Origin of the sequence: Bradyrhizobium sp. ISRA436 (genome assembly GCF_029910015.1) — a bacterium.
Taxonomy (GTDB): domain Bacteria; phylum Pseudomonadota; class Alphaproteobacteria; order Rhizobiales; family Xanthobacteraceae; genus Bradyrhizobium.
The window spans coordinates 179,799-201,620 of the sequence record NZ_CP094519.1 but is presented as its reverse complement, the minus strand read 5'-3'; the positions used below and the strand labels follow the sequence as shown (position 1 = coordinate 201,620).

General features: G+C 64.8%; 20 protein-coding genes. 12 read left to right on the top strand and 8 right to left on the bottom strand.

Annotated features, from left to right (window positions below):
• Positions 1-58: 58 nt before the first annotated feature.
• The 3 genes from MTX23_RS00930 (at position 59) to MTX23_RS00920 (ending at position 2,959) form a co-directional block, all read left to right on the top strand.
• Entirely contained in the window at positions 59-763 is a 705-nt protein-coding gene (locus tag MTX23_RS00930) for a Tim44/TimA family putative adaptor protein (protein ID WP_280974783.1), read from the top strand.
• Between the two features lie 148 nt (positions 764-911).
• Entirely contained in the window at positions 912-2,372 is a 1,461-nt protein-coding gene (locus MTX23_RS00925) for an MltA domain-containing protein (protein ID WP_348637540.1), read from the top strand.
• Entirely contained in the window at positions 2,369-2,959 is a 591-nt protein-coding gene (locus tag MTX23_RS00920; RefSeq protein ID WP_280974781.1) for a Smr/MutS family protein, read from the top strand. The genes MTX23_RS00925 and MTX23_RS00920 overlap by 4 nt, the downstream gene beginning before the upstream one ends.
• Before the next feature lie 97 nt (positions 2,960-3,056).
• On the opposite strand, the gene MTX23_RS00915 is transcribed toward MTX23_RS00920, so the two are convergent.
• The 4 genes from MTX23_RS00915 to hslV form a co-directional block, all read right to left on the bottom strand.
• Entirely contained in the window at positions 3,057-4,181 is a 1,125-nt protein-coding gene (locus MTX23_RS00915) for a hypothetical protein (protein ID WP_280974780.1), read from the bottom strand.
• 287 nt (positions 4,182-4,468) lie between these two features.
• The gene (gene hslU / locus MTX23_RS00910) at positions 4,469-5,776 is read right to left on the bottom strand and encodes an ATP-dependent protease ATPase subunit HslU (protein ID WP_280974779.1); all 1,308 of its coding nucleotides are present in this window, start codon (positions 5,774-5,776) and stop codon (positions 4,469-4,471) included.
• A gap of 63 nt (positions 5,777-5,839) precedes the next feature.
• On the bottom strand, positions 5,840-6,325 hold the full coding sequence (locus tag MTX23_RS00905) for a GNAT family N-acetyltransferase (protein WP_280974778.1): 486 nt from the start codon (positions 6,323-6,325) through the stop codon (positions 5,840-5,842).
• Between the two features lie 2 nt (positions 6,326-6,327).
• A complete protein-coding gene (gene hslV / locus MTX23_RS00900; RefSeq protein ID WP_280974777.1) occupies positions 6,328-6,885 on the bottom strand; it encodes an ATP-dependent protease subunit HslV in 558 nt (185 codons plus the stop codon).
• 179 nt (positions 6,886-7,064) lie between these two features.
• On the opposite strand from hslV, the gene hisB reads away from it, so the two are divergent.
• From hisB to coaA, 7 genes are all read left to right on the top strand, one after another.
• Positions 7,065-7,658 carry an imidazoleglycerol-phosphate dehydratase HisB gene (gene hisB, locus MTX23_RS00895; protein ID WP_280974776.1) on the top strand — a complete coding sequence of 198 codons (594 nt, stop codon included), beginning with the start codon at positions 7,065-7,067 and terminating at the stop codon, positions 7,656-7,658.
• Positions 7,659-7,741: 83 nt separating this feature from the next.
• The gene (locus tag MTX23_RS00890; protein ID WP_280974775.1) at positions 7,742-8,272 is read left to right on the top strand and encodes a DUF2628 domain-containing protein; all 531 of its coding nucleotides are present in this window, start codon (positions 7,742-7,744) and stop codon (positions 8,270-8,272) included.
• Entirely contained in the window at positions 8,269-8,919 is a 651-nt protein-coding gene (hisH, locus tag MTX23_RS00885; protein WP_280974774.1) for an imidazole glycerol phosphate synthase subunit HisH, read from the top strand. The genes MTX23_RS00890 and hisH overlap by 4 nt, the downstream gene beginning before the upstream one ends.
• Positions 8,920-9,063: 144 nt before the next feature.
• Positions 9,064-9,804 carry a 1-(5-phosphoribosyl)-5-[(5-phosphoribosylamino)methylideneamino]imidazole-4-carboxamide isomerase gene (hisA, locus tag MTX23_RS00880; RefSeq protein ID WP_280974773.1) on the top strand — a complete coding sequence of 247 codons (741 nt, stop codon included), beginning with the start codon at positions 9,064-9,066 and terminating at the stop codon, positions 9,802-9,804.
• 9 nt (positions 9,805-9,813) lie between these two features.
• The gene (hisF, locus tag MTX23_RS00875) at positions 9,814-10,590 is read left to right on the top strand and encodes an imidazole glycerol phosphate synthase subunit HisF (protein WP_280974772.1); all 777 of its coding nucleotides are present in this window, start codon (positions 9,814-9,816) and stop codon (positions 10,588-10,590) included.
• A gap of 181 nt (positions 10,591-10,771) precedes the next feature.
• A complete protein-coding gene (locus tag MTX23_RS00870) occupies positions 10,772-11,095 on the top strand; it encodes a phosphoribosyl-ATP diphosphatase (protein WP_280974771.1) in 324 nt (107 codons plus the stop codon).
• A 15-nt stretch (positions 11,096-11,110) separates the two neighbouring features.
• Entirely contained in the window at positions 11,111-12,067 is a 957-nt protein-coding gene (coaA, locus tag MTX23_RS00865; RefSeq protein WP_280974770.1) for a type I pantothenate kinase, read from the top strand.
• Between the two features lie 78 nt (positions 12,068-12,145).
• Here the strand turns inward: coaA and MTX23_RS00860 are convergent, their stop codons facing one another.
• The 3 genes from MTX23_RS00860 to MTX23_RS00850 form a co-directional block, all read right to left on the bottom strand.
• A complete protein-coding gene (locus MTX23_RS00860; protein WP_280974768.1) occupies positions 12,146-14,392 on the bottom strand; it encodes an ATP-binding protein in 2,247 nt (748 codons plus the stop codon).
• Between the two features lie 135 nt (positions 14,393-14,527).
• Positions 14,528-14,995 carry a hypothetical protein gene (locus MTX23_RS00855; RefSeq protein WP_280974767.1) on the bottom strand — a complete coding sequence of 156 codons (468 nt, stop codon included), beginning with the start codon at positions 14,993-14,995 and terminating at the stop codon, positions 14,528-14,530.
• A gap of 140 nt (positions 14,996-15,135) precedes the next feature.
• On the bottom strand, positions 15,136-16,674 hold the full coding sequence (locus MTX23_RS00850) for a YifB family Mg chelatase-like AAA ATPase (protein ID WP_280974766.1): 1,539 nt from the start codon (positions 16,672-16,674) through the stop codon (positions 15,136-15,138).
• 702 nt (positions 16,675-17,376) lie between these two features.
• On the opposite strand from MTX23_RS00850, the gene MTX23_RS00845 reads away from it, so the two are divergent.
• Positions 17,377-19,368, top strand: coding sequence for a TonB-dependent siderophore receptor (locus MTX23_RS00845; protein WP_280974765.1), 1,992 nt, complete (start codon positions 17,377-17,379; stop codon positions 19,366-19,368).
• 5 nt (positions 19,369-19,373) lie between these two features.
• Positions 19,374-20,660 (top strand): siderophore utilization protein FsrB, encoded by a 1,287-nt coding sequence (gene fsrB / locus MTX23_RS00840; RefSeq protein WP_280974764.1) that lies wholly within the window; start codon positions 19,374-19,376, stop codon positions 20,658-20,660.
• A gap of 85 nt (positions 20,661-20,745) precedes the next feature.
• Here fsrB and MTX23_RS00835 read toward each other — a convergent pair whose 3' ends face one another.
• Positions 20,746-21,717, bottom strand: coding sequence for an MBL fold metallo-hydrolase (locus tag MTX23_RS00835; RefSeq protein WP_280974763.1), 972 nt, complete (start codon positions 21,715-21,717; stop codon positions 20,746-20,748).
• Positions 21,718-21,822 lie beyond the last annotated feature (105 nt).

Genomic DNA, 21,822 nt, shown 5'->3' with positions numbered 1-21,822 from the left:
ACCGGGAACGCTTGTACAGCCGGCCCGTTGCCGGCAGAGACCAGAAAGCGAAATCGACGTGGATATCTACACCATCATCTTCCTGGCGCTGGCTGTGTTCATCTTCCTGCGCCTGCGCAGCGTCCTCGGACAGCGCACCGGAAGCGAGCGGCCGCCTTACGATCGCGCCGCGCCCAACGTCGTTCAGCGCAGCCAGGATAACAATAACGTCGTTCCGATCCCGGGTTCGGTGATTGACCAACCCACCACGGCACGCGTCGAGCCGACTGAACCGACCGACCGCTGGAAGGGGATCGCCGAGCCCGGCACGCCGCTGGCGCAGGGTCTCGACGCGTTGGCCGCCCAGGACTCCTCGTTCGATCCGCGGCATTTCCTCTCGGGCGCCCGTTCGGCCTACGAGATGATCGTGCTGGCCTTCGCCAACGGCGACCGCCGGGCCCTCAAGGATTTATTATCGACCGAGGTCTATGAAAGCTTCGAGGCCGCGATCAAGGACCGCGAGAAGCACGAGCAGAAGACCGAGACGCGGTTCGTGTCGATCGACAAGGCCGAGATCGTCAACGCGGAGACGCGCGATCGCACGGCGCAACTGACCGTCCGCTTCGTGTCGCAGATGATTTCGGTCACGCGCGACAAGGCGGGCACGATTGTCGACGGCAGCCCGGACAAGGTGGCCGACATCACTGATGTCTGGACGTTCGCCCGTGACTCGACTTCCCGCGATCCGAACTGGAAGCTGGTTGGTACTGGAAGCGCTAACTAAACATCTCAGTTATGGGCGCCTTGCCGTTGCGAGTTGCGCGCTCGCGATACTCTGTTCCACGGCGGCGATAGGCGCACATTACCGGGCGAAACGGCACGCACCGGCGCGGCACGAGCCTACGCGCCAGGTTCCCTATCCCAAGCTTGAATTGCCACTGCAGGTCAGCGGCAGCCAGTATGAGCCGCTCACCTGGGCCACGATTCCCGGCTGGAACGACGACGACCATCTCGCGGCCTACAGAGCGTTTCGGACGAGCTGCAAGCCGATCGCGGCCCAGCAGCAGGGCGTGCCGGCGGAATCGAAGGCGCTCGGCGGCTCCCTGCGCGACCCCTGCCGGATCGCCAAACGGCTCGAGCCGACCGACAGCGCGCGAGCCAAGGAATTCTTCGAGCAGAACTTCGTGCCCCTGCGCATCTCGCGGCTTGGCGAGGACGCGGGCTTCGTCACTGGCTATTACGAGCCGGTGCTCGACGGCTCGCGGACGCAGACCGACATCTACAACGTTCCGGTCTATCGCCGCCCGTCCAACCTGTTCGTGCGCGGCAAGACACAGGACTCGGTCGGCCTGCCCAACAGCGGGCCGGTGTACCGCAAGATCGGCCGACGCAAGCTCGTGCCTTATTACGACCGCGCTCAGATCGAGGATGGCGCGATTGCCGGCCGCGGCCTGGAGATCTGCTGGCTGAAGAGCCAGACCGACCTCCTGTTCGCGCAGATCCAGGGCTCGGCGCGGATCAAGCTGACCGACGGCACCACGTTGCGCATCAATTACGACGCGCATAACGGTTACCCCTATACGCCGGTCGGACGCATTCTGATCGATCGCGGCATCATCCCGAAGGACCAGATGTCGATGCAGAAGATCAGGGAGTGGATGGAGCAGAACCCCGACGGCGCCAAGGAGCTGCGCCGGCAGAACCGCTCCTACATCTTCTTCCGCGAAGTTCCGCTGTCCGACAAGGATGAAGCGGTCGGCGCGCAAGGCGTGCCGTTGACGCCGGGCCGCTCGATCGCGGTCGACAAGGCGCTGCATGTCTATGGCACGCCGTTCTTCATCGAGGGCGTGCTGCCGATCGAATCCGAGCAGTCGAAGACGCCGTTCCACCGGTTGATGATCGCGCAGGACACGGGCTCTGCGATTGTGGGTCCTGCGCGCGCCGATCTTTATTTCGGCGCCGGCGCGGATGCCGGGAAGGTATCGGGTCGCCTGCGGAATAATATGCAGTTCGTCATGCTGGTCCCGAAGGGTCTCGATCCGGTCGCTCGCGGCCGCAAGCTGCCGATTCCCGACGCGCGGCCGTCGGCCAGGATCGCAAAGCTGTTCCCGCAGACCGATCCACAGAAGGACAAGCCGGCGGCAAAGCCGGCCGACGCGCCTGTTGCACCTGTGACCAAGGATGCGCCCAAGGGTGCGGCGAAAGATACGACCGGCAATGTAACCAAAGGCCCGACCGCCACGAAAGCCACAGCATCTCCGGCGACGACAGGCACGACAGCCCCTGTCGCGCAATCCGCGCCTGTGGCAGAACCGGTGCCGTTGCCGGCAGCCCGGCCTGGCATTCCGCAGCAACCGGAGAAGCGGCGCTCTCGCCATCGCGACGATCAATGAAACGTCCCGCGCCGATCCTCGACCTCTCCGCTCCTTCGCGGCGCAAACGCGCGTTGAGCGAGGAGGAGCGCGCGCTCTGGGAGAGCGTGGCGAAACAGGTCAAGCCGCTGCGCAAGCGGCCGGTTGTCATCAAAGCACCCACCGTCGCCGCCGATCCGAGCACGCATCACGTCCCGGCAAAGCCTGTTCCGGTCAAGGCGGCGCCCGCGAAGGCCGCGCCGGCGCCGCGCCCGCATTTGCCGCCCCTGGCGCCAATCGGTCGCCGCGAGCGCGCCAAGCTGTCGCGCGGCAAGCAGGAGATCGACGCGCGGCTCGATCTGCACGGCATGACGCAAATGCGCGCGCATCGCGTGCTGTTCACCTTCCTGCAACGTGCCCACAGCGACGGGCTCACCTTCGTGCTCGTCATCACCGGAAAGGGCAAGGCCGGCGGCCTGGACTCCGAGCGCGGCGTGCTGCGGCGCCAGGTGCCGGAATGGCTCAGCCTGCCGGAATTCCGATCGCTGGTCGTTGGCTTCGAAGAGGCCCATATCGGACATGGCGGCGAGGGCGCGCTCTATGTCCGAGTCCGCCGCGCGCGAAGCTAGAGCGCTTTTGGGCGAAGTGGGCACCAGTTCGCGGGAACAAAACGCGTCACAACAAAATCTAAAGCTTCGGTTCTGATCCGATCAGAATCGATCATGCTCAGAACGGCCTGATGATCCCGACGCGCGGGATCAGCGTCAGGATCCAGCCGAAGGTCGTTGTCCTGCGATCGTCTGACGGGATCACCGGCACCTCCTTCGAGGCCGGCAGCATCTTCACAGCGTGCAGCATCAGGATCATGCAAACCGCCCAGTTCGAGATCCAACGCGAATAGTCGAACACGATCACGAACATGATGGAAAAGCCGGCGCCGATCATGATGATCGCGGCGATCACGATGCGGCGGTGCAGCTCGCTTGCGAGTGCGTCGATCAGGCGCGCGAAATGCCGCCAAAGCGGCGTGTGCAGCCAGATCAGCAGCGCGAACACCGGGACGCCCAGGATGTTCGAGGGCATGCGCGCCCAGGTGTCCGTGATCTCCTTCGACAGCGGCTGGTACCAGATGTAGCCGAACTCAAGCAGGTCGGTTCGTGACGGGTCGGCCATCCGGCTCTGCAGGTGACGGAGAAATTCGTCATAGGGCACGTCGACGGTGCCGAGGAATTGCGCGGCGAGGAAGAGGATGCCGACTGCGGCCAGCGCCGCGATTCCTGCCACAGCGCTCCGCGACGTCACGCCCTGCACGAGATAGAAGCGCAGCACCACGATGGCAGCGATGGTCGGCACGTACATCAGCACGAAGATGTGGTGGATCAGGATCAGTACGATCGAGAACAGCGCGGCCACCAGCACATAGGCGATCGAGCGGGCCGGGATCAGCAACAGCACGATCGCCAGCGCGCAGCCATAGATGTCGAAATGGCCGAGCGAGAACATGAAGTTCTTCAGGAAGAACGGCGATCCCGCGGTGAAGACGAACAGTGGCCAATGCGCGTCGTCGAGCCCGAACGTGCGGCGGAAGAGCTTGACGAACAGGCCGAGCGTCACCAGCCAGATCGCGCCGCCCAGCGCAAACACCAGCCATACCGGCACCTTGTCGGTGAACAGCGAGACGATCGCGCCGATCAGCGCGCGCTTGGTGAAGCCGTAGTGGTAGTCGACCAGCAGGTGGATATAGGGGACGAAGGGTCGCAGCGTGATCTTGTAAAAGAATAGCCCGACCAGCACGGCGGCATTGACGGCAAGCATCACGCGCCAGGGGTTCTTCCAGGCCGGCAGATTCATCGATCGTCCACCACGTCGCCCCGACCTGGTGCGCAATTGCGCGCGAGGGCCGGGGCCTATGACCACCAGAACTAGAGCATGATCCGGACCCGGAGGGCCGCGTCAGCGCAAAGTGTGAAGCGGTTTTCCGAAAAGATCATGCTCAAACAAGAAGCTAAAGCGCGATGACGATTCAACGCAATCTCATCGCGCTTTAGTTCTTAGACGGGATAGCGGCCCGAGTCTTGGTTCAATGCGGGCAGCGGTGATTGTCGGCCCCGACCTGCGTCGGAGCGAGAGATGCCGGATCAGAGAATGAACCGGCTTAGATCGGCGTTCTTGGCGAGATCGCCGACGTGCTTCGTCACATAGTCGGCATCAACCTGGATGGTCTCGCCATGGCGGTCGGGCGCGGTGAAGGAGATGTCGTCCAGCACCCGCTCCATCACGGTCTGCAGCCGCCGCGCGCCGATGTTCTCGACCGTCGAGTTGACGGCGACCGCGACGTCGGCCAGCGCGTCGATCGCAGCGTCGGTGATGTCAAGCGTCACGCCCTCGGTCTTCATCAACGCGACATACTGCTTGATCAGCGACACCTCGGGCTCGGTCAAGATCCGGCGCATGTCGTCGCGGGTGAGCGCCTGCAGCTCGACACGGATCGGCAGGCGGCCCTGCAGCTCGGGCAGCAGGTCCGACGGCTTCGCGATGTGGAACGCGCCGGAGGCGATGAACAGGACGTGGTCGGTCTTGACCGCGCCGTGCTTGGTCGAGACGGTCGTGCCTTCGATCAGCGGCAGCAGGTCGCGCTGCACGCCCTCGCGCGACACGTCGCCGCCGCCGGCGCGGTTCTCGCGCACACAGATCTTGTCGATCTCGTCGAGGAAGACGATGCCGTTGTTCTCGACCGCGTTGATGGCTTCCTGCACCAGCTGGTCGGTGTCGAGCAGCTTGTCGGATTCCTCGTTGACCAGGATCTCGTGCGAGCCTTCGACGGTCAGGCGGCGCGTCTTGCTGCGACCGCCCATCTTGCCGAAGATATCGCCGAGCGAGATGGCGCCCATCTGGGCGCCGGGCATGCCGGGAATCTCGAACATCGGCATGCCGCTGCCGGACGACTGTGTCTCGATCTCGATTTCCTTGTCGTTGAGCTCGCCGGCGCGCAGCTTCTTGCGGAACGATTCGCGAGTTCCGGCGCTCGCGGCCGGCCCCACCAGCGCATCCAGCACACGTTCTTCGGCGGCGAGCTGGGCGCGGGCGTGGACGTCCTTGCGCTTGCGCTCGCGGGTTTGCGCGATCGCAACCTCGACGAGGTCGCGGATGATCTGCTCGACGTCGCGGCCGACATAGCCGACCTCGGTGAACTTGGTGGCTTCGACCTTGAGGAACGGTGCGCCCGCGAGCTTGGCGAGCCGCCGCGCGATCTCGGTCTTGCCGACGCCGGTCGGCCCGATCATCAGGATGTTCTTGGGCAGAACCTCCTCGCGCAGGGAACCGTCGAGCTGCAGCCGCCGCCAGCGATTGCGAAGCGCAATCGATACCGCACGCTTGGCATCGGTCTGGCCGACGATGAAGCGGTCAAGTTCAGAAACAATTTCACGGGGGGAGAAGTCGGTCATTGGCTCTAGCTAGGTTGAAAGAACTCTATCGGCAAGCATTGTTCCGGACCTGCGACCTCGACGTCATCTGTCGCGGATCATCAGCAGCGCAGGTCCGTCAGGCGTGTCGATCATGTGCATCTTGCGGAAACCCGCCTTTTCGTAGGCGCGCACCGCGCGTGTGTTGGTGGGATCGGGGTCGGTCACCACCCGCGGCGTCTCCAGCGCCAGCCGTCCGTCAACAAAGGCGCGGATCAGGGCTGGGCCATGGCCGCGCTCGATCATGGCGGGCTCGCCGATGAAAAGATCGATGCCGCGCGTGCCTTTTGGCTGCGCGCCAAAGCCGGAATCCCACGCCGTCACGTCATAGCACTGGATGTAACCGAATTCGCCGTCGTCAGCCGAGACGATGAACTGCTCCATGGCCGGCTCCTCGAGGTCGCCGCTGAGAAGCGCATATTGCTCGGCCGGATCGCCCCACCACGCCCGGACGTGCGGCAACGCAAGCCACCGCTTGATCTGCGGCAGGTCGGCCGACGTCATCGGGCGGAAGCTGTAGCGGCAGGCCACGCTCAGCCGCCCACGGATTCGATCGTCACGTTCCGGTTGGTGTAGACGCAGATATCGGCGGCGATATCCAGCGCGCGGCGCACGATGGTCTCGGCGTCCTTGTCGGTGTCGATCAGAGCGCGCGCCGCCGCGAGCGCATAATTGCCGCCCGAGCCGATTGCCATGATCCCGGCCTCCGGCTCCAGCACGTCGCCAGTGCCGGTCAGCACCAGCGAGACGTCCCTGTCGGCGACGATCATCATGGCCTCCAGGCGCCGCAGGTAGCGGTCGGTGCGCCAATCCTTGGCGAGCTCCACGGCCGCCCGGGTCAACTGGCCCGGATATTGTTCCAGCTTGCTTTCGAGCCGCTCGAACAGGGTGAAAGCGTCGGCGGTTGCGCCGGCGAAGCCGCCGATCACGTCGCCCTTGCCGATCCGGCGGACTTTCTTGGCATTGGCCTTGATCACGGTCTGGCCGATCGAGACCTGCCCGTCGCCGCCGATCACCACCTTGCCGCCCTTGCGGACGGAGCAAATCGTGGTGCCATGCCAGACGGACGGCTCATTTGGAGATGCTTGCATAGGTTACCTCTCTTGGGGGCAGATTTAGGCGGTCGGGCAGGGGGTTACAATCGGACGATTTGGCAAGGAATTCCGGTCACCATGGCCAGAAGTCGGGGCATTTCGACGTCATCCCGCAGTAGCGAAGGTGACATCAGCCTGTTAAAAGACCGGCGTTTCGGCACGGGAAAGTCATTTTCATGCGCACGGCAACCATCAAGCGCAAGACCAAGGAGACCGACATCGAGGTGACGGTCAACCTCGACGGAGCGGGTGTATCCACGGTTTCGACCGGGATCGGCTTCTTCGACCATATGCTCGACCTCCTGGCCCGGCATTCGCGCATCGACATCACGGTGAAGGCGGATGGCGATCTCCATGTCGATTACCACCACACCACCGAAGACGTCGGGATTGCACTGGGGCAGGCTGTGAAACAGGCGCTCGGCAACATGGCCGGCATCACCCGCTACGCCTCGATCCACATGCCGATGGACGAGACGCTGTCGCGCGTCGTGATCGACATTTCCGGCCGCCCGATGCTGGTGTTCAGGGTCGGATTCCCGCGCGACAAGATCGGCGAGTTCGACACCGAGCTGGTGCGCGAGTGGTTCAACGCGTTCGCGATGAACGCCGGCGTGACTCTGCACGTCGAGACCCTATATGGCGAGAACAGCCACCATATCGCCGAATCCTGCTTCAAGGGTTTGGCCAGGGCGCTGCGAATGGCGGTCGCGATCGATCCGCGCAATCAGGGCGAGGTGCCCTCGACGAAAGGTCAGCTCGGCGGCTGATACGGGAGCATGATCGGAAAAGCGGGTGCCGGCTTTCCGGAAGATCATGCTCAAAGAAGAGACTATCCTCGGCGGAGCTTTCGATGCCGGTCTACACAGTGCATGCCCCCGTGGCTGATGGCGCCGATCTTGCGGCGACCGACAAGTTCACTTTCGTGCGCGATGGCTTCCATTTCTGGGCCGCCGTCGCGAGCGTGATCTGGCTTGCCTGGAACCGGCTGTGGCTGGCGCTGGTCGGCTGGATCATCCTTAGCTTTGCCATCGATTTCGGACTGGCCAGGCTCGGCGTCGGGCGCGGCGCGATCTTTTTCGTCGATCTGGTGCTGATGCTGCTGATGGGGTTCGAGGCGTCAAGCCTGCGACGCTGGACTTTGTCACGGGGCAAGTGGCGGCAGCTCGACATCGTCGTGGCCGATGACGAGGAGACCGCCGAGCGCCGCTTCTTCCAGCGCTGGACCGCCCGCCATCGTGGCATCGTCAACGATCAAGGGTCAGTCGACCGCGGCGCGCCGCCACCGACCCGGAATATTCCGGGACAGCCGTTCTCAAAACCACCGCCGCCGCCGCAAGGCAGCATTATCGGATTGTTTCCAGAGCCAGGAGGATCGCGATGACCGTTGCAATCATCGATTACGGCTCCGGCAACCTGCATTCCGCAGCGAAAGCGTTCGAGCGCGCCGCGCGCGGCATGGAGGATCCGAAAGCAATCAAGGTGACGCGCGATCCCGACGCGGTGTATCGCGCCGATCGCATCGTGCTGCCCGGCGTCGGCGCCTTTGCCGACTGCCGCCGTGGCGTCGACGCAATCGACGGCATGCTCGAAGCGCTCACCGAGGCGGTGCGGGTCAAGGCGCGGCCGTTCTTCGGCATCTGCGTTGGCATGCAGCTGATGGCAACGCGCGGCAAGGAGCATGTCACAACCGAGGGCTTCAACTGGATCGGCGGTGACGTCGTCAAGATCGAGCCGCGCGATGAAAGCCTCAAGGTCCCGCACATGGGCTGGAACACGCTCGACCTCGTCCGCGAGCACCCGGTGCTGGAACGGCTGCCGCTCGGGCCGAAGGGCCGTCACGCCTATTTCGTGCACTCCTACCATCTCGCCGCTGCCGACGAGGCCGACGTGCTGGCACGCGCCGATTATGGCGGGCCGGTCACCGCGATCGTCGCCAAGGACACCGCCATTGGCACCCAGTTTCACCCCGAGAAGAGCCAGCGCTTCGGCCTTGCCCTGATCTCGAATTTCTTGAAGTGGAAGCCGTGATGGCCGCGCCTCTAGTGACCTCGCCCCTTGAGGGGGAGGTCGAATGCGAAGCATTCGGGAGGGGCGTAAGCCACAAGCACCGTGTCCGCGGCTGCCCCCCACCCCAACCCTCCCCACAAGGGGGGAGGGAGCAGGCAACAGAGCATGATCCTCTTTCCCGCGGTTGATCTGAAGAACGGCCAGTGCGTGCGCCTGGAGCAGGGCGACATGGCGCGCGCCACCGTGTTCAATCTCGATCCGGCTGCCCAGGCCCGCGCCTTCGCCGCGCAGGGCTTCGAATATCTGCACGTCGTCGATCTCGATGGCGCCTTTGCCGGCAAGCCGATGAATGCGCACGCCGTGGAAGCCATGCTGAAGGCCGTCACCATGCCGGTGCAGCTCGGCGGCGGCATCCGCGACCTCAGGACCATCGAGGCCTGGCTCGGCAAGGGCATCACGCGGGTGATCATCGGCACCGCGGCGGTGCGCGATCCCGAGCTCGTGAAGGGCGCGGCGAAGAAATTCCCCGGCCGGGTCGCGGTCGGCCTCGATGCACGCGACGGCAAGGTCGCGGTCGAGGGCTGGGCGGAGACGTCGCAGGTGACGGCGCTCGAGATCGCGCAGCGCTTCGAGGATGCCGGCGTCGCCGCGATCATCTTCACCGACATCGCCCGCGACGGTCTGCTCAAGGGGCTCAACCTCGATGCCACGATCGCGCTCGCCGATCGCATTTCAATTCCCGTGATCGCCTCCGGCGGCTTTGCCTCGATCGACGACGTCAAGGCGCTGCTCGAGCCGCGCGCCAAAAAGCTCGCCGGCGCCATCGTCGGGCGCGCGCTCTACGACGGACGGCTCGATCCAGCCGCCGCGCTTAAGCTGATCAAGAACGCTCGGACCGCGGCGTAGGAGAAGACCATGTTCAAGGTGCGCGTGATCCCCTGTCTCGACGTGAAGGACGGGCGCGTGGTCAAGGGCGTCAATTTCGTCGACCTGCGCGATGCCGGCGATCCGGTCGAGGCCGCGATCGCCTATGACGCCGCCGGCGCCGATGAGCTCACTTTCCTCGACATCACCGCGACCCACGAAAACCGCGGCATCATGCTGGACGTGGTGCGGCGGACGGCAGAGGCCTGCTTCATGCCGCTGACCATCGGCGGCGGCGTGCGCACCGTCGACGATATCAAGACCTTGCTGCGGTCCGGCGCCGACAAGGTCTCGATCAATTCGGCCGCCGTCAGCCGCCGTGAATTCGTGAAGGAAGCGGCCGAGAAGTTCGGTGAGCAATGCATCGTGGTCGCGATCGACGCCAAGCGGGTCAAGCGCGCCGGCGGGTCGGACCGCTGGGAGATCTTCACCCATGGTGGACGTAATGCCACCGGGATCGACGCCATCGAATATGCCCAGGAGGTCGTCTCCCTCGGCGCCGGTGAAATCCTGCTGACCTCGATGGACCGGGACGGCACCCGGCAAGGCTTCGACCTGCCGCTGACCCGGGCGATTGCCGACAGTGTCCCCGTACCGGTCATTGCGTCCGGCGGCGTCGGCAACCTCGATCATCTGGTCGACGGCGTCCGCGAAGGACACGCCACCGGCGTGCTGGCCGCTTCGATCTTCCACTTCGGGGAATTTACCATCCGCCAGGCCAAGGACCACATGGTGCGCGCCGGGCTGCCGATGCGTCTCGATCCCTAGCGCATGACCCCGAAGAGTGGAAACCGGTCTTCCGAAAAGGTCATGCTCCAACAAGAGATGAGATCATGATGCGACTAGCTCCAATCGCATCATGATCTAGGACTCCTTGTCACAAAAATGCTAAGTCCGCACTTGGGAGCGGCATCTGGACGGTGCCGGTGCTCACGGTCGAGTTGAGTCAATGTCGCGTTTCACGGTCCACGATCTGGCCGCTATCATCGACGCCCGCGCTGCAGCCGGCGGCGAGGCGTCCTACACCCGCAAACTGCTCGACAAGGGCGCGGAGCACTGCGCCAAGAAGCTGGGCGAAGAGGCGATCGAGACGGTGATCGCCGCGATCGAGAATGATCGCGATCATCTCATCGCCGAGAGCGCGGATCTCGTGTTTCACCTGCTGGTTCTGTTGAAGTCACGTGGTGTGAAACTGGAGGATGTCGAGGCCGCGCTGGAGAAGCGCACCTCGATGTCCGGACTGGAAGAGAAGGCGTCGCGCAAGCGCGATTGATCGAGGAACGGTCTCATGGATATCCGGGCACCAGATCAGCAATACAATCCCTACCGCATCTTCACGCGCCAGCAATGGGCTCATCTGCGCGACGACACGCCGATGACGCTTGAGCCCGGTGAATTCGATCGCCTGCGGTCGATGCACGATCGACTCGACTTGCAGGAGGTCGAGGACATCTACCTGCCGCTGTCGCGGCTGCTCTCCATCTACGTCGATGCGATGCAGCGGCTCTATTATGCGCAGCGCCAGTTCCTCGGCATCCGCGATCGCAAGATGCCCTACATCATCGGCGTCGCCGGTTCGGTCGCGGTCGGCAAATCCACCACCGCGCGCGTGCTGCAGGCGCTGTTGGCGCGCTGGTCGCCGCGGCCGAAGGTCGATCTGATCACGACGGACGGCTTCCTGTATCCCAATGCCGTGCTCGAGCGGCAGGGCCTCATGCAGAAGAAGGGCTTTCCGGAAAGCTACGATCTGCCGACGCTGCTGTCATTCCTCAGCGACATCAAGGCCGGACGGCGTCGTGTGCGCGCGCCGGTCTATTCGCATCTGACCTACGACATCGTGCCGAACAAATGGGTCGAGATCGACCAGCCCGACATCCTGATCGTCGAGGGCGTCAACGTGCTGCAGACCGGAAGGCTGCCGCGTGACGGCAAGGCGGTGCCATTCGTCTCCGACTTCTTCGATTTCTCGGTCTACATTGATGCCGACGAATCGGCCTTGCGGCAGTGGTACATCACGCGTTTCCTGGCGCTGCGCGACACCGCGTTCACCGATCCCAGATCCTACTTCCACCGCTACGCACCGCTGTCCGACGAGGAGGCGACGGCGACCGCGATCGCGATCTGGGAGCGCACCAACCTCGCCAATCTCGAGGACAATATTCTGCCGACGCGGCCGCGCGCGACGCTGATCCTGAAGAAGGGCGCCGATCACGTGGTGCAATCGGTGGCGCTGCGCCGGCTGTAGACAATCCACCACCTAATCCGAACGCATGACAGCTGTCGTCCGAGCAAACGCAGGGACGACGGAGCGCTTGCGACGACCTTACGCCGCGAGATGCCGCGACGCGGCCAGTCCCGCAAGCGCCTCTGCCAGCTTCTCGCGGTCGAGCGGCTTGATCAGGAAACCATCCATGCCGGCCTCGAAGCAGGCGTAGCGGTCCTCCACCAGCGTGTTGGCGGTGAGCGCCAGGATCGGGGTCCGGCGTCCGGGCTCGCCGGCTTCGTGCGCGCGGATGCGCTTGCTGGTTTCAATGCCGTTGAGGCGCGGCATCTGGACGTCCATCAGCACGAGATCGTACGGCGTGCCGGCGGACTTTGCCGACAGCCAGGATTCCATGGCCTGTTCGCCGTTGGTGGTGATGACCGCGGTGTGGCCGAGACGGCTGAGCAGCGAGCGCATCAATAGCGCGTTGATCTCATTGTCTTCGGCGACCAGAATCGAGAAGCCCTTGTCCGGTGCCGCCAGAGCCGCAGCGGGCGCAGGCTCCGCGAGCGCTTCCATCGCAAGGCTCGGCGCCGCGACTTCGGGCGATGCGGTCAGACGCGCCGCGAGCGACGACGCACGCAGCGGCTTGACCAGGTAGCCGGTGAAGGTGGGTGTCGAGGATGCCAACAGTTCCTGCCGCGTCGCCGGCGTGAACATCACGATACGGTGGATCGCATGGCTGCGGGCGGCATTGGCAAGCGTCTCCATCGCGGCAGTGCCGAGCGCATGGTCGATCAGGATCGCGTGCCAGCTTCGCTCCGGCAACAATGCCTCGGCCACCTCGGCGTCCGATACGATGCAGGTCTGCGCACCCCAGCGCTGCAGACGCCGCGAGATCAGCGAGACCTCGATGCTCTGCGGCGCGACCAGCATGATCGATTGGCCCGAGAGATCGGGCGCGACGAAGGCGTTGCCCTCGCCCGTCTCGGCCGCGGCAAGCGGGATCGACACCTCGAATGTCGAGCCTGCACCGGGCGTGCTGGCGAGGGCTATCCGCCCGCCCATCCGCTTGACGATGCGGTCGCTGATGGAGAGGCCGAGGCCGGTGCCGCCATAGCTGCGCGCAATGCGCTCGTCGGCCTGCTCGAACTCGCGGAAAATCCGCTGCTGGGCTTCCGGCGCGATGCCGATCCCTGTGTCGCGGACCAGGAAGCTGATTTCGTTCGGCAAGATGCCGGGCTCGACGATCAGGGCAACTCCGCCGGCTGCGGTGAACTTGATGGCATTGCCGGCGAGGTTGAGCAGTACCTGCCGCAGCCGCGCAGCGTCGCCGATCACCTGCAACGGCAGGCGCTCGTCGACATAGGCCGCGATCTCGATGCCCTTGGCCTGCGTGCGTGGCGCCAGCAGCTCGGTGATGTCCTCGATCAGGCCGGACAGCGCGAAGGGGCGGCGCTCCAGATCGATCTTGCCGGCCTCGATCTTGGAGTAGTCGAGCAACTCCTCGATCAGCGCGAGCAGCGCATCGCCCGACGTCTTGACCGCCTTGACATAGGTCGCCTGTTCCGGCGTCAGCGACGTATCCATCAACAGTCCGCTCATGCCGATGATGCCGTTCAGCGGCGTGCGGATCTCGTGGCTGGCCATCGCCAGGAAACGCGACTTGGCCCGATTGGCGGCATCGGCCTGGTCGCGCGCTTCGCCAAGCGCTCGCTCGCTCTCGGTGCGATCGGTGACGTCGCGGCCGACGCTCTGCATCTCCGCCGGTCCGCCGGCATCGTTGCGGACGAGACCCTCGCGCCAGGCGATCCAGCGCGGGCCGAGCGGTCCATCGATCCTTTGGTCGTAGACGCGCGTGCCGCTGGGTTCGAGCGCGGTATCGCCCTGTTCGAGGACCTTCAGCGTCGCGGTGCTGCCGATCAGCTCGTCGCGCCGAACCTGCGCCAGCTCGCAATAGGCGTCGTTGGCGTAGGTGATGCGACCCTCGGGGTCGCGCAGCACGATCAGGTCGCCCTGAGCCTCGAACAGGTTGCTGACGCGTTGCGCCGCCTCCTGCAGTTCCCAATTGCGATCGGCCATCGCTTCGTTGTGCAAGGCGATCGTGCGCAGCTTCTTGCGCATGAAGCGCAGGCGGATGCTCAGCGTGACGATCCAGAGGCAGGCGAGCGCAAACAGGAAGCTGACGCCGATCGCGAACAGATGAGGATCGTAGCCGCTTTTGTCCGAGAGAATGCCCGTGATGAATCCGAAGGCGCCGCCGAACGCGGCGGAGAAGATCATAAAGGAACGGACGATCAACGCGATCCAGGAATGGCGCCGCAGGAAACGACGCAGGCGCAACTTGATCCTGAAGAAACGCCCCATCAATGGTGGCCCTGAGATAGCTTGATCCGTCGCGCACAATGCGTCGGCGACCTTGCAAAGTGCTTGAGGTCGACGAGCGTTTCGTGCCGCCCTGGGAACAGGGTTAGCGAAGGGTTAATTCGGGGCCGCGCCAGATCAGAGCGACGCCGTCTCGAGACGGCGGTGGTTGCTGCGGGCGCTGACGATCAGCGCTGCGGCGTCGCGCGCCGAGAAGGTCTTCGACTGCACGAAGATGCGGTAGTCGGAGGGCCCGTCATGCGAAAGATAGATAACCGGATCGCTCGGCGACGGATCGCTGGAAATCGCGATCAGGTGCGGCACGGCGTCGCTCTGGCAGGCGCCGGCTTCGCTGTCGTCGACGTCGTCGATCACGGTGAAATCGGCGGCCTCGGCACTGTCGGCGATCCGGACCCGGACGGTGGCAATGCGGGGATCGTCGGTGAAGCTGACGTGAAGCTGGGCCAGCCACGGGATCGATGCGATCTGCAGCGCGGCGCTGCCGACTTCGATGCAGGGCCGAGGGCCCGGCAGGATCTCGGCGCGGGCAAATACTGCGGCCACGGCGAGGGGGACCACCGAGGCCAGAACCTTGAAACGCAACATGACGCTACTCACTCGACCCAAGTTGCCGCGGATCGCGGGGGCTTATGGTTTGCGGAGCGTAAATAAAACTCGTTACCACCGCGTTGACGCGGACCGATCTTCCGCGCGAACCGGTGTCCACTTCGCCGGAAACGCTCTCATCAGGCGGCGCGGCGAAGATCGTCGGCCAGCGCGCGGTAGGACAGCGCTTCGGCGAGGTGCAGCCGGCCGATCGTCGCGGCGCCGTCGAGGTCGGCGAGCGTGCGCGCCACCCGCAACACGCGGTGATAGCCACGAGCCGTGAGGTGCATGTTCTCGGCCGCCTCGCGCAGCACCTTCTGCCCATGCGCATCGGGCTGCGCGATGGTGTCGAGCAGCGAACTCGGCGCCTCCGCGTTGGTTCGGATATGTGGCATGCCGGCTGCCGCGTAGCGCGCGCGCTGAATGTCGCGTGCGGCCGCGACGCGGGCGGCGACCTCGGCCGATCCCTCGGATGGCGGCGGCAGAATCAGATCCGCCGCGGTCACCGCAGGCACCTCGATCCGCAGGTCGATGCGATCCATCAGCGGACCGGAGATCCGCATCTGGTAGTCGGCGGTGCAACGATCGAGCCGGCCGCGCTTGCAGGAATAGCCGGGCTCATAGGCATGCCCACAACGGCACGGATTCATAGCTGCAACCAGCATGAAGCGCGCCGGATAGGTGACGCGATGATTGGCTCTGCTCACCGCAACCTCGCCGTTCTCCAGCGGCTGGCGCAGCGAATCCAGCACCCGCGGATCGAACTCCGGCAGCTCGTCGAGGAACAGCACGCCCTGATGCGCGAGCGAGATCTCGCCGGGTTTGGCGCGCGTGCCGCCGCCGGTCAGCGCAGCCATGCTGGCGGAATGATGCGGGCTGCGGAACGGGCGCCGCGCCGTCAACGCGCCATCGCGGATCTCGCCAGCGACCGAGGCGATCATCGAGACTTCGAGCAGCTCCGATGGCGACAGCGGCGGCAGGATCGAGGGCAGCCGCGCCGCCAGCATCGACTTGCCGGCGCCCGGCGAGCCGATCATGAGGAGATGATGCCCGCCGGCGGCCGCAATCTCCAGCGCGCGTTTCGCGCTCTCCTGGCCCTTGATATCGCGCACGTCGAGCAGCGCCTCCTCGCGCTCATGCACTCTCGGCTGCGGGCGCGACAGAACCTGCGTGCCCTTGAAGTGGTTGGCGATCTGGATCAGCGAATGTGCTGCGATGATCTGGATGTCCGGGCTGGCCCATGCCGCTTCCGAGCCGCAGGCTGCCGGGCAGATCAACCCCTCGTCGCGCGAATTGGCGCCGATCGCGGCCGGCAGCACGCCTGCGACCGGCGCGATCGAGCCGTCGAGCCCGAGCTCGCCAAGTACGGTGAAGCCGTTGAGGGCGTCCGGCGGGATCGCCCCGATCGCGGCCATCAGCCCGAGCGCGATCGGCAAGTCGTAATGGCTGCCTTCCTTCGGCAGGTCGGCGGGCGCGAGGTTGACGGTGATCCGGCGCGCCGGCAGCGCCAGGCCAGAGGCGATCAGCGCCGAGCGCACCCGCTCGCGCGCCTCCGAGACCGCCTTGTCGGGCAGGCCGACGATCGCAAACGCCGGCAGGCCGGGCGCGACCTGCACCTGCACGTCGACCGCGCGGGCCTCGATCCCCTCGAAAGCGACGGTGGAAACGCGTTGGACCATGCTGCCCCTATCTTCCGCAATCGAGGGTAGCGGAACCCGGCGCCAAGTGCAAGAACATTACGGGAACAGCCGGAGTGTTTGCTGCCCGGTGCCCCATCCGTCGCCGTCACACCAACTCTGGATCGGAGCCGATGGTGTCGGCATCGTCATGCAAACGACGTGTGACCCTGACCATCGATCGCATCGACGAAGGTCCGCAGGAGTCGCTCCACAACGTCCGCCGCGTCGCGGGCACATTGTCGCAGCGCGTCGCCGATTTCCCTTCTGTTTCAGCAATCACCACGTTTGGCGCCGCGCAGTCTCGACCTATTCCAACGACCGACATCTGTACTCACGCGCTCCCCGCTGTAGAGCCGGATCACAAATTCACATCCGGACTGACATCAGGGGCGCCTTCGCGTGATCGACAGACTCGTTTCGCATTCCATTCGTCAACATCCAGTCTTGCGAACGATCGGTCTATGCACCGCCGCCGCGTTTATAACCGGCGCGGCGATCGAAGAAGCCGACGCGCAATCGGCATTGCCGCCGGTGACAGTGGATGCGCCTCAGACGCGCACGAACACGACCGCTGCAAAGCCCAGCCGTCGCGCGGCGGCCGCGCGCGCGAGCCGTCCCAATCGCGCGCCGCAGCCACCGCGGGAGACGAACTCGCCTGCGTCCGTTGCCGGGTCTGGCGCGGGAGAGCGCGCCGGCGGTCCGGTGGTCGGTTTCGTTGCCACGCGTTCAGCGACTGCGACCAAGACCGACACGCCGCTGCTCGAAACGCCGCAATCGATCTCGGTCGTCACGACAGATCAGATCAGGAACCAGGGCGCGGAGTCGGTGGGCGCCGCATTGCGTTACACCGCGGGAGTCAGCGGAGACGTCAACGGCGGCTCGGACACCCGCTTCGGCGGCTTGCAGATTCGCGGCTTCGACATGACGATGCCCGGTCTTTATCTCGACGGCTTGCGGCTGCCCAGCAGCAACTACGTGCACTTCCTCGGGCTCGATCCTTACGGCGCCGAGCGCCTCGAAGTGTTGAAGGGACCATCCTCCGCGATGTTCGGCGGCAGCGGCACCGGCGGCATCCTCAACTATGTGAGCAAGCTTCCGACCGCGCGCGAGTTCGGTGAAGTGTCGCTGTCCGGCGGCAGCTTCAATCGCTACCAGGGCGAGTTCGACGTCGGCGGCCCCGCCAACAAGGAGGGTACGGTGCTGTGGCGCCTGACCGGCGTCGCGCGCGACGGCGAGACTCAGGTCGACTACACCAAGGATAGCCGCGTCTTCGTCGCGCCGGCCGTCACGGTGAAGCCGAACGACGACACCACCATCACCTTCCTGGCAAACTACCAGAAGGAGCGGACAGGCTGGGGCCTGCAGTTTCTGCCGCCGTCCGGCACCGTCTGGGCCAATAACGGCCGCTTCATCCCGAACACGCGTTTCGTCGGCGAGCCCGGCTTCAACCAGTTCGATACCGAGCAATCTTCCGCCGGCTACATGCTGTCGCATGACATCAACGACGCGCTGACCTTCCGCCAGAACCTGCGCTATTCGTGGATGCACAACGAGCAGAAGAGTTTCTACGGCACCGGCTATGCCTCGGCCGCCGACGAAGTCGCCGGCCTGCTGTCGCGCGGTGGCGCTGGTGGCGCCTCGACCATCAATTCCTTCGCGGTCGACAACCAGCTTCAAGGCAAGTTCGTCACCGGCATCCTGAGTCACACGACGCTGTTCGGCATCGACTATCGCAACACGTCGTTCCGCGACATGGCCTCCAGCTTCAGCACCGGCAAGATCAACGTCTTTGCGCCCGTTTACACCAATAGCTGGACCAACAACGGTCCATACGACGACACCGGCATCAAGCAATCGCAGGCCGGCCTATATCTGCAGGACCAGATCAAGCTCGGGCGGCTGTCGTTCCTGCTTGGCGGGCGGCAGGATTTCGTCACCACCGGCCTCGACAACAACCTGGCGCGGACGTCGACGTCGACGGACGCCTCGGCGTTCACCGGCCGAGCCGCCGTCATGTACAATTTCGACAACGGGATCGCGCCCTATTTCAGCTATTCGGAATCGTTCCTGCCGGTGCTGAGCATCAACGCCGCCGGCGAGTTGCTGAAGCCGGAAACCGGAGTGCAGTACGAAGTCGGCGTCAAGTATCAGCCGGTCGGCGTCAATGCGCTGATCACGCTGGCGGCCTTCGATCTGACTCGCTCCAACGTTGTCACCTACGCGCCGCCATCCTACTTCGCCGAGCAGACCGGCGAAGTGAGATCGCGCGGCATCGAGCTCGAAGGCACGGCGACGCTCGCTGAAGGCGTCAACATCCGCGGCGGCTACGCTTACATCGATGCGGTCGTCACCAGGGATCCAGTCAATGTCGGCAAGGCACCGCCCACTGTGCCGCTTAACCGTTTCTCGCTGTGGGGAGATTACACGGTTCAGGGTGGACCGCTCGCCGGCGTGCAGTTCGGCGCCGGTGTCCGCTACGTCGGATCGACGTTCGGCGACGACGCGAACACCTTCAAGGTGCCGGCCTCCACGGTCGCCGATGTGCTGGTTGCCTATACCAGGGACAATTACCGCCTCTCGCTTAACGTCACCAACCTTGCCGATACGCGCTACGTCGCCGCCTGTTACGGCAACACAAGCTGCTTCTACGCCGAGGGCCGCAAGGCAATCGCGAAGCTGACCTATCGATGGTGATCGCCATGAGACCGATGCTCGGACGGCTGCATCGCTGGGCGGGGCTCCTCACGGCGGCCTTCCTGTTTTTTTCGGGCGTCACGGGTGCGATCATCTCGTGGGATCACGAGATCGACGACGTCCTCAACAGGAAGCTGTTCGAGGTGACGAGTTCAGGGCCGGCCATCCCGTCGGTCGAGCTGGTCAAGCTGATCGAGCAGCGCGATCCGCGCGCCCGCGTCGTCCATATGTTCATGACGGCGGAGAAGGGCGAATCGCTGTGGTTCTTCGTGCTGCCGCGGATCGATCCGGCGACCGGCAAGCGCTACACCCTCGACTACAACCAGGTGTTCCTCGATCCGAACACCGGCGCCGAACTGGGGCGACGCTGCTGGGGCGCGGTCTGGCCGGTCAGCCGCGAGAACTTCATCTCCTTTCTCTACAAGCTGCATTATACGATGCACGTTCCCGAGTTCTGGGGCAGCGATCGCTGGGGCATGCGCTTCCTCGGCATCATCGCGGTGATCTGGACCATCGATTGCTTCGTCGGCTTCTACCTGACGCTGCCGTCGCGCCACCGCGTAAGCCCGCAACAGGCCGCGGCGGCACCGGGCCGAGGCAAGAGCTTCCGGGCTCGCTGGGCGCCGGCCTGGAAGATCAAGACCTCCGGCAGCGCGTATCGAATCAATTTCGACATCCATCGCGCTTTCAGCCTGTGGACCTGGGCGCTGCTGTTCGCGATCGCGTTCACGGCATTCTCGCTGAATCTCTATTTCGAGGTGTTCTCGCCGCTGATGAGAACCGTATCCAGCTATACGCCGACCCCCTACGAGCAGCGGCCATACCGCCATCTCGACGATCCGATCGAGCCGAAGGTGACCTATGCTGAGATCGCCGCGCGCGCCGCCGCCGACGGCAAGGCGCGGGGTTGGGCGACGCCGATCGGTTCGATTAATTACGGCCCGGCGCACGGGGTCTATGCCGTCGCGTTCTTCGAGCCCGGTGACGAGCACGGCGCCGCGGGTGTTGGCCCGGCCCAGCTCTACTACGACAGCGAGGACGGCCGTCCGCTGGGCGAGCGACTGCCATGGGTCGGCACCGCAGCCGATGTCTTCGTGCAGATGCAGTTTCCGTTGCATTCCGGCCGTATCGCCGGCTTGCCCGGACGCATCCTGATTTCCGTGATGGGGCTCGTCGTCGCGGCGCTGTCGGTGACCGGGGTCGCGATCTGGTGGCGCAAACGCCGAGCGCGCGTCGCTTCACGACGAGAGGTTGCGCCGCCGGCCGGAGAGCGCCTCGCGCCGGCCGAATAGGCCGGGCGCCTCGATCTGGAGCACCTCGTTCGACGGGACCATTCGGGGGCGATGATCGCCCCCGAAAGTATCCTCAAGACGCTCGTCACAGCAGCATCTGCATCGGCTCCGGATAGTACCGGAAGCCGTCACCGGCCTTGGCTACGTGGCCGTAGCCGGGCCAGGCGAAGTGATAGGACATCACTGGCGTCTTGTTCGCGGCCAGCATCTCCAACAGTCGCACTCGCGATTGCGCCGCCTGTTTCGGATCGGTGTCGTAGGAGAATTCCATCCTGGGCTTCTCCAGCAACAGCACCGCGTGATGCGAGAGGTCGCCGAGGAAGGCGAAGGATTTGTCGGCCGAGCTCACCATGAAGATGGTGTGGCCCACGGTGTGGCCCGGCGCTGCGATCGCCTGCACGCCGGGCAGGAATTCCTCGCCGTCCTTGAAGAACACCAGGCGATCCCTCACCGGCAGCAGGTTCTTGCGGGCGTGTACGATGAAGTCCTTCAGCGCACTGCCCATCTTGCCTTCGTCGGTCCAGAAGTCGAGGTCGCTTTGCGCGATATAGTACTGTGCGTTGGGGAACAGCGGCTTGTTGTTGGCATCGACGATGCCGCCGATATGGTCGATATGTGCGTGCGACAGCACCACCGCATCGATGTCCTCCGGCTTGATGCCGGCTTCCTGCATGCTCTTCTGTTGCCGGCCGGTGGTCGGGCCGAACAGTTGCGACGTGCCCATGCCGGTATCGAACAGGATCAGCCTGTCGCCGGTGTTGACGATCGGCGAGTTCTGCTCGAGCACGACATTGTCGGGCGACAGGAAGTTGTCGGAGAGCATCTGCTTCACTTGTTCTTTCGGCACGCCGGTGAAGGTGCCGGACGGATCGCCAAGCGGGAGCGGGCCGTCCGATACGACGGTGACTTCGGCATCGCCGAGCATGAAGCGGTGCCAGTAGGGCGTCTGCGCGCCGAGCTTCGGCGCGCGCGCGACCGCGGTGCCGCCGAGCATGGTGCTGGCGCCGAGACCGGCACCGAGCGCGAGCAAGGATCGTCGTGAGACATTAAGCGTCATACGTTTTCCTCCACAATGTTTATGAGATTATTTCGCGTTGTCGCCCGCGACGGCCCGCCGCTTGACCTGATGCAGGCAACAGGATGCTGCGCTCGCCCGCGCAAG